This window comes from Ancylomarina sp., from assembly GCF_041555295.1.
Taxonomy (GTDB): Bacteria; Bacteroidota; Bacteroidia; order Bacteroidales; family Marinifilaceae; genus Ancylomarina.
The window spans coordinates 1-8,593 of the sequence record NZ_JBFFKR010000143.1 but is presented as its reverse complement, the minus strand read 5'-3'; the positions used below and the strand labels follow the sequence as shown (position 1 = coordinate 8,593).

Genomic DNA, 8,593 nt, shown 5'->3' with positions numbered 1-8,593 from the left:
TGTTGGGCAAATAGCTAAACAATGCTGGCATTTAAGACATTGTTTTTCTTTTGACTTGCGAATACTTGGATTGGGAGTCATTTCAATTATCCCTACAGGACAATCTTGTGCACACAATCCACAAGTAATACACTTATCTTCGTTTATTTTAAAATCTATCATTCTTGATTGGTTTCTTTACTTTTTCGAATGCAAAGTAAGTCACAAAGTTCTATTAGAAAAGAATGGAGACTCGATAATTCTCAAAATAGGATATAAAAAAAGACTGAGTTCCCCAGCCTATTCCATATATATATATTATTTCTTTTTAAATTTCTTTAAAGGAAAACGATTTTGTGTATGCACCAGCCTGTCCATCAGACTCTACAATAGGGTAGACGAAGAAGTTGACTGGACCTTTAGAATAACCTTCCAAAATTAAATCACGACCTTGAGTAAACTCTACACGATTTGCATCTAAGTTTCCATAATAGAACTTGGCTTTTTCGGCAGCTTTGTCAGCTTCAGAAATATCTACAGGTATCCACTTATTATTCTGATGGAAATCAGCCCAACAGTGATAACCACCAATTTTTCCTTCTTGTCCACCAGGGATAGAAAAACCAATATGAAAACGTGCAGGCACTTTCAGACTACGAGCTAAAGACATAAAGTAAGAATGGAAATCGGTACAGTTACCAACAGAGATATCACAAGCATAGTTTGAGTTACCATTCCCAAAAGTAAACTCGCCAGCAATCTTTGTTGTATTCAGATAAAGAGACACAACACTGTCTTTGCTAATCCCTTTTTTGATACTTTTTGGTAAGCTAGCATAATAATGATCTGAAGGATCCTGAGCTTTTGGCTTGCCGTAATACATCTCATTTAAAACAAAATCGTAAACGGGATGCATATTGACAGAAGAAAAGTTGTTTGCTTTTACAATTGAATCAAAACGTCCTCCAATAGGAACCAATCGATTAGCTTTAAGGTACAGGCTTGGATCTGTATCTTCAAACTTAGCATCTGCTCTTTGCTTTCGTTTCACATTAAAATGAATGTTTATATCAGCAGTTTGAGTTAGTCCTTCTTTTAAATCAGCATAAAAGTAAGTATTACCATGCTGCTCTTCAGTCTTAATTTCGTAAGGAATATCCGTATCAATAGATAGTCCACTAATTGTTTGTACTTCATTCGATTGAGGTACAGGTATCCAAATCTTCATGTTTTTGTCTGAATTGGCCTGTAGGCTCACTTTATAATTGAATTCAAAATTTCTCTCAGGCACTTTACTGCAACTGCTTAATACGATTACTGCTATAAATAACATCCATCTCATCATCTTCTTTTCTTTATTGGATTTAATCCCATTTTTTTATAATCGTGCAAAAGTAACTAAAGCTTTTGTATTACAAAGGGATTGAATTGATTAAAAGACCACAGCCTCTTATTTATAGAGCAAAGGGAGTTATTATCTTGATTATTGAGCTCCTGCAGATATTACTATCTGCATATTTCAAGTTTGGGATTTGTGAAACCCTTGTGTTTTTTAAGTTTTTGCATCCTTTGCGAAAAATTCATACATCCCTTTATACTGTATTTGCTGTTGACTCCTTTTTACTAAATTTGCACCTAACGAACATATTGACATTATAAAATCATTCAACTTGACTTTCGATCCATTCAGCATAGACTTACCTGTAAAAGAAATTATCTCAGATACCAGAGAACTTCTGGCGAATAAGAATACACTTATTATTTCAGCCCCTCCTGGTGCAGGGAAAAGTACCTTACTGCCTTTAGCTTTGATGGAAGAAACCTGGCTGAAAGGACAGAAGATTTTGATGTTGGAACCACGACGTTTGGCAGCTAAAAGTATTGCGATGCGTATGGCTTCTCTTTTGGGAGAGGAAGTGGGACAGAGTATTGGTTATCGTATCCGTTTCGAAAAACGGGTTTCAAAGGCGACTCGTATTGAGGTGCTGACCGAAGGGATTCTTACCCGAATGTTACAGTCTGATAATGCACTTGAGGGTGTGGGCATGGTTATTTTTGATGAGATTCATGAAAGAAGTTTGCACGCCGATCTGGCTCTTGCTTTGTGTCGGGAGGCTCAGGATATTTTACGACCTGATTTACGCATCATGCTGATGTCGGCTACCATAAATAGCACCGAATTGAGTGATCGTCTTGAGGCTGATGTGCTCGAAAGCAAGGGACGACAATACCCTGTCGATTTGATATATACCGACGCTAGCGATGTGAGATTACTACCCGAAATAACAGCCAATAGGGTTGTAAGGGCAGTAAAGGAACAACCTGGTGATACTTTGGTGTTTTTACCAGGGGAAGGTGAGATTCGAAAATGTGAAGCCTTGCTCAAGGCGCAACTTTCCGATTTTATGATCTACCCCTTATTTGGTATGTTGGCAAGTAACCAGCAACAGGCAGCTATTATGCCTGACAGACAAGGACGAAGAAAAATAGTGCTGGCAACTGCTATAGCAGAAACCAGTTTAACCATTGAAGGCATTCACACCGTTGTGGATTGTGGTTTTAGTCGGGTATCTCGGTTCGATTCCAAAACAGGTTTGTCACGATTGGAAACCATCGAAATATCGAAAGATTCTGCCGATCAAAGGGCAGGACGTGCCGGAAGATTAGGACCAGGCGTTTGTTATCGAATGTGGTCTTTGGCATCTCAAAACCGATTGAAGAAACACCGCATACCCGAAATATTGGAAGCTGACTTAAGTTCTCTGGTTTTAGAGATGGCAGCTTGGGGTGTAGAAGATATTCAGGAGCTCACTTGGTTGAGTCCGCCACCTGCGGCGGCAATAGCACAAGCTAGCGAAAGTCTGCATGAGCTCGAGGCACTGGAGGATAATAAAATTACCGAACACGGGCGTCAGATTCAGAAATTACCCTGCCACCCGCGTATTGCTCATATGCTACTAAAGGCTAAGGAAGAAGATCTTTTGCCACTGGCTACCGATTTAGCAGCACTTTTAGAAGAGAGAGACCCTTTGCCCCGCGAAACAGGTATCGATATTAATCTGAGAATAGAGGCTTTGCGCCGACATCGGAAGGGTGATAGAACGCTTAGAACTTTGAATAGAATTGAGAAAGTGGCCGCTTCGTATAGGCAGCTTTTCAATATAAAAGCCGATAATGGACTGGTTGATCCTTACGAAACGGGAGTGATTCTGGTGCAGGCTTATCCCGAACGAATTGCCCATGCAAGCCCCGGAACCAATGCGCGTTTTATGATGGCAAATGGCAAGCAAGCCATGGCGAGTCATCAGGACGATTTGGCTTATGAGCCTTGGTTGGCTATTGCTCATGTTGATGATCGCGAGCATGGAGGAAAGATCTTTATGGCTTCGGCTCTTAATCCACAGGACTTGGCTCCGCTGGTAAAAGAACGTGAAAATATTGTATGGGATAGTCGCAAGGGAGGATTGATAGCGACTAAGGAGTTAAGAATTGGTCGTCTGGTTTTACAATCGAAACCGCTTCGCCATCCTGATGAGGATTTGGTTATTGAAGCCACTTCGATGGCCATTGAGAAAGAGGGAGCGAGCCTTTTAAATTTCAGCACTGAGTTTACTCAATGGCAAAATCGTGTCTTAAGTCTACGAAGCTGGCAGTCTGATGGAGACTGGCCAGATGTGAGTACCGATAATCTGCTTAAAAATAATAAGGAATGGTTAAGTCCCTATCTGTCTCGTATACGTAAGCTTGAGGATTTGGCTAAGATTGATCTTGAGGAGGTTTTACAAAACCATCTCCCATGGGAAAAGCAATCAGAATTAGATAAGCTTGCTCCTAAGCATTTTATTGTACCTAGTGGTTCGAAAATTCGATTGCAATATCAAGCCAATGGTGATGCGCCAGTATTGGCTGTGCGTATTCAAGAAGTTTTTGGCTTACTCGATAATCCGAAGGTGAATATGGGAAATCTTGCCGTGCTCATGCATCTCTTGTCACCGGCTTCGCGTCCTATTCAAATCACTTCAGATCTGCCAAACTTTTGGGAGAACACCTATTTCGAGATTCGTAAGGAGTTGCGTATTCGTTATTCCAAGCACTATTGGCCTGAAGATCCTAAAGACGCAGAAGCGATAAGAGGGATAAAACGAAAAAACTAAGTTTAAACTCATCACACGATAGACTATTTTAAATGATTCTATATAAACTTGGTTTTTAAATAGGTTTTGATGGATCACATTTAATTTAATCTAAATGAAAAGAGACGTGTTGCTATGGAGTTTCTGATCGTTCAGAAGAGTTAATGTTATGATGTAATTGTTTTTGATTAATAAACAGTTTTGTTTTAAGTGTTTGTAAATGTGTGGTTTTGGTTGGGTGTTTTATAAGGGATACAATTCAACCTCTTTCTTTATTGATGACAAAATTGTTTTGGTTTCAGAATTTGAGTAAGTTTTAGCTTGTGAATAATAATAATTTTAACTTTTCGTATAAAATCTGTTGCTGGTTTTTAAAGAATTATATGAAAGAGAGATACTTTTGTTTAAGTCCACTTAAGTCGTATATTTAATTAAGAATAGTTAATAATAATATTGCTGTTATTCCATTAAGTAATATCCTCATATTTTTCATCAACAAAGTAATATGAAGTCTCAATCAAAATCTAACAAACATGCGCTTGATGTATTGGCTCGGGCGGATATAAATCAATCTGTGATAGATTCGATTGAGAAAAAACATAGAGATATTAAAGAAACTCTTGAGCAAGAACGTCAATTGTATCTTGATTTGGCAAATGCTCAACCCACTGGAGTTTATCGACTCCGAGCATTTAGTGCGACTAAATGTAATGAAACAAAATGGCGAAGTTCTTTGGATGCCCCCTATATTGTAGAATTTGCTAATACTCGTTTTTGTGAGCTTATAAATATCGGTCTAGAGAAATTTCAGAAAAATCCTGCTGTTATCAATGATCTAATATTTGAACCTGATAAGGAAAACTTTATCCAAAAAAATATTGAATCAAATAAATATCTAATTCCTTTTGTATGGGAAGGTAGATTGTATGTCCGGAATGAGATTATTTGGGGGCATTTTGAATCTACACCTAGACCATTACCTAATGGAGATGTGATTTGGACAGGTGCTTTCTTTGATATTACCAAGCGTAAAAAAGAGCAACAGGAAATTCAAGATAAGAACCGAGAACTTCAATTGGTGAATGCTGAAAAGGATAAATTCTTTTCGATAATAGCTCACGATCTAAAAAGCCCTTTTAATGCCATAATTGGTTTTACCAATCTCTTACTTGATGAAATAAGACTCAATAATATCGAAGGAATTGAAAAATACGCAGAGATTGTTTTAGACTCTTCCAATACTGCTTTCGATTTATTAACTAATTTAATGAGTTGGTCTTGTTCGCAAACAGGACGCTTGACATATAAGCCAGAGTCCTTTGATATGCTTGAACTGATTAACGAATCAAAAAATGTTTTTTCTCATATAGCTGAAGGGAAAAAGATTGATATTCGTGTCGATATTGATGCTGAACTACCTGTATGTGCAGATATCTCTATGATTTCGACAGTTCTAAGAAATCTCATTTCCAATGCCATTAAGTTTACACACACAGGTGGACAAATAATTATTCGATCAGAACAGCTTGAACATCATCTTAAAGTTGTTGTTAGTGACAGTGGTATTGGTATAAACGAATCGGTTATTGATAAGCTTTTTAGAATAGATGAAAAGCATTCGACTATTGGTACTCATAATGAACAAGGTACTGGTCTCGGGTTAATTCTTTGTAAAGACTTTGTTGAGAGGCATGAAGGTCAAATTTGGGCTGAGAGTGCCGAAGGTATAGGTTCTTGTTTCATATTTACAATAAAAAATCCAAGATCTTAATTCTTTAGGACGAACTAACGTTATCATTATTTAATTTTTAATATGAGCCGCAGCCTTGTCTGTGGCTTTTTATATTAGTTTATTTTGATAGATTTGATAATCTAGCTTTTAAGAAAAATTTATAATGGACTACGATGAGCGATTTGTTTGGGATTCATGAGATATCTCCACATGGTTTTTCTTATATATTTTGTCGCCCTTTCAGGGCTACTCTTTATTTAAGTTATCGGAACAAATGGGCTTAACCCATTTTTGAGAGTAAACGCCCCTTTGGGGCTCAATGGTCTGTAGTCAGGGAATTTGAGTTGTTTCATTAGGAAGTATGATTGATATGGATTGTAAGATCTAGTCAAATTGTCTGATTTTAAGCTTAGAGGTAATTTGTATAAAGCCCCAAAGAGGTTTCTTAATAGATGAAGAAGAGAATTTGAGTTATTTAATGTGAGAGTATGATTGATATGGATTGTAAGATCTAGTCAAATTGTATGATTTTAAACTTCGAGGTTTTGTATATCAAGCCCCAAAGGGGCGCTTCTTAAATAGAGATGGGAGAATCCCATCGATAGTTATGATTTGATAAAATAAGCCCCGAAGGGGTGCAATCATAAATTCTATGGGACAGTCATTGGTAAAGAACTACATGCATATTGTATTTAGTACAAAGCATCGAGAAGAATTAATTCATCCTCCTTACGAAGAAAAGGTTTATGCTTATTTGGGAGGTATATGTAAGCAACAAAATTGTCAACCTTTGATTGTTGGTGGCTATAAGGATCACATACACATCTTATGCCGCCTTTCCCAGAACATTAAATTGGCGAAATTGGTTGAGCTGGTTAAGTCACATTCTTCCAAGTGGATCAAGACTTTAGATCCTAGTCTTTCAAATTTTTATTGGCAAGATGGTTATGGAGCTTTTTCGGTTAATCCCAATGAGATTGATGTGGTCATTCGATATATCAAAAATCAATACCAGCAACATCAAACGAAAGATTTTAAAAATGAATATAAAGCATTCTTAGATAAATATAAGGTGGACTACGATGAGCGATATATTTGGGATTAATTTTATCTCTTCAGATAAACCACGTATTTCTAAACGAATTAAAAGCTGTACTTTTGGTCTCTGAACAATACTGAAATATTGACAGAGAACATCAAATAGCTTATCATTAGAATTGTGGAGAGAAAAATAGAATTACTAGCGCCAGGGGGAGATATTGAAGCCATAAAAGCGGCGATACTTGCTGGAGCGAATGCGATATATTGTGGCTTAGATAAGTTCAATGCCCGAAACCGAGCTGCTAATATCAGCTTCGACGATTTACAGGGGATTTTAAGGTTGGCACATCAACACGATTGTGAAATATTTATAACCCTTAATATTATCATTATAGAAAGCGAAATACCTGCTCTAATCAATCTCTTGAATAAATTAGCGAATACTAGCATAGATGGGGTGATTGTTCAGGACTTGGGCATGCTTTATCTTCTGAACAAATATTATAAGAGTCTCGATGTTCATGCTTCGACTCAAATGACAACTCATAATGAGGGACATATTAAATTCCTTTCGAATCTTGATGTATCGCGAGTAAATCTATCCAGAGAATTAAACATCAAAGAGATAAAGGAACTAAGTTCTATAGGTCATGAAAATCAGATCTTGACCGAGGTATTTGTGCACGGTTCCAATTGTATTTCTTTTTCAGGCCTTTGTTATATCAGCTCGGTAACTGGAGGCAATTCGGGGAATCGAGGTCGTTGCAGTCAGCCTTGTCGAGATAAGTATGTGCGAACTGCTGAGGGGAAAGATTATCCCCTTAACCTGAAAGATAATTCGGCATACTTTGATATCAAAGAATTGTACGAGGCAGGCGTTTATTCCTTAAAGATTGAAGGTCGCATAAAGAAAGCCGATTACGTTTATGCAGTTGTGAACAGCTGGAAAAAGAATATTCAATCTTTATACAAAAAACAAAAGGGTGGAACTGATAATAGTGCCTTGTATAAGGTCTTTAATCGGGATTTCTCCAATACATTCTTAAAAGGGGATATCAATAAAGGAATGTTTATCGACAACCCTAGAGATAATACCATTAAACATCTTTCAGAGAAGAAAAACTATGCCTCGGCACAAGAATTAGAGGTGGCTCACTTGGCTTTGTATCAGGAGAAAGATGATTTGAAGAGCTTTATAAAAAAGAACATAAAAGAATTAGATGCAAGCAAGGCTTATTTGCGGATTCGTTTGTCGGGAGAATGTGACCAGCCATTAAAGTTATCTGTAGAAACGCCTGAAGCTTCTTTTGATTTGTTGTCGGAGGTTCCACTTCTGAGAAAGGGTAGTGAGGTTTTGAATAAGGAAATGGTATTGAAGCGCTTTAAGTCTATAAACGAAACGGCTTATTATATTGATGAACTCGATATGGATCATTTAGGAGCTGATTTATTTATCCCATATAAGGAACTGACTTCTCTGAAAAAGCGTTTGCTATTCATCTTAAATGGTTCAAAAGAATGCATTGATCCGATGACACTTCCAAGTCTAAAAAAATCGGAAGCTCTTACAGAACAAGCCAAACTTTCCATTCTGATTTCTTCAAAGGATGATCTCTCGCTTTGTGATGAGGATACAGGGGATATCTATTTTCAATTACCCAACAGTTTCCAAAACAAGCTTACTGAGTATCTTGATCTTTTCAGAAAG

At 37.3% G+C, this 8,593-nt stretch carries 6 protein-coding genes; 4 read left to right on the top strand and 2 right to left on the bottom strand.

What is annotated here, in order from left to right; genetic code table 11:
* Positions 1–162 (bottom strand): 4Fe-4S dicluster domain-containing protein (locus tag ABY905_RS10755; RefSeq protein ID WP_372643541.1); only part of this gene is annotated, 162 nt, incomplete at its 3' end.
* Positions 163–307: 145 nt separating this feature from the next.
* Positions 308–1,324: a transglutaminase domain-containing protein gene (locus tag ABY905_RS10750; protein WP_372643538.1), complete on the bottom strand. Its 1,017-nt coding sequence runs from the start codon at positions 1,322–1,324 to the stop codon at positions 308–310.
* Between the two features lie 325 nt (positions 1,325–1,649).
* Here ABY905_RS10750 and hrpB point away from each other — a divergent pair, with 325 nt between their 5' ends.
* From hrpB to ABY905_RS10730, 4 genes are all read left to right on the top strand, one after another.
* Entirely contained in the window at positions 1,650–4,133 is a 2,484-nt protein-coding gene (hrpB, locus tag ABY905_RS10745) for an ATP-dependent helicase HrpB (RefSeq protein WP_372643535.1), read from the top strand.
* A 484-nt stretch (positions 4,134–4,617) separates the two neighbouring features.
* Entirely contained in the window at positions 4,618–5,883 is a 1,266-nt protein-coding gene (locus ABY905_RS10740; RefSeq protein ID WP_372643533.1) for an ATP-binding protein, read from the top strand.
* A 613-nt stretch (positions 5,884–6,496) separates the two neighbouring features.
* Positions 6,497–6,949 (top strand): IS200/IS605 family transposase, encoded by a 453-nt coding sequence (gene tnpA / locus ABY905_RS10735; protein WP_372643530.1) that lies wholly within the window; start codon positions 6,497–6,499, stop codon positions 6,947–6,949.
* A 114-nt stretch (positions 6,950–7,063) separates the two neighbouring features.
* A partial coding sequence (locus ABY905_RS10730; protein ID WP_372643527.1) for a peptidase U32 family protein occupies positions 7,064–8,593 on the top strand: 1,530 nt, incomplete at its 3' end.

Excerpts from the sequence above, each read along its gene's own strand:
- ABY905_RS10750 (WP_372643538.1), bottom strand. The coding sequence starts at position 1,324 with ATGATGAGATGGATGTTATTTATAGCAGTAATCGTATTAAGCAGTTGC.
- ABY905_RS10740 (WP_372643533.1), top strand. The coding sequence starts at position 4,618 with ATGAAGTCTCAATCAAAATCTAACAAACATGCGCTTGATGTATTGGCT.
- tnpA (WP_372643530.1), top strand. The coding sequence starts at position 6,497 with ATGGGACAGTCATTGGTAAAGAACTACATGCATATTGTATTTAGTACA.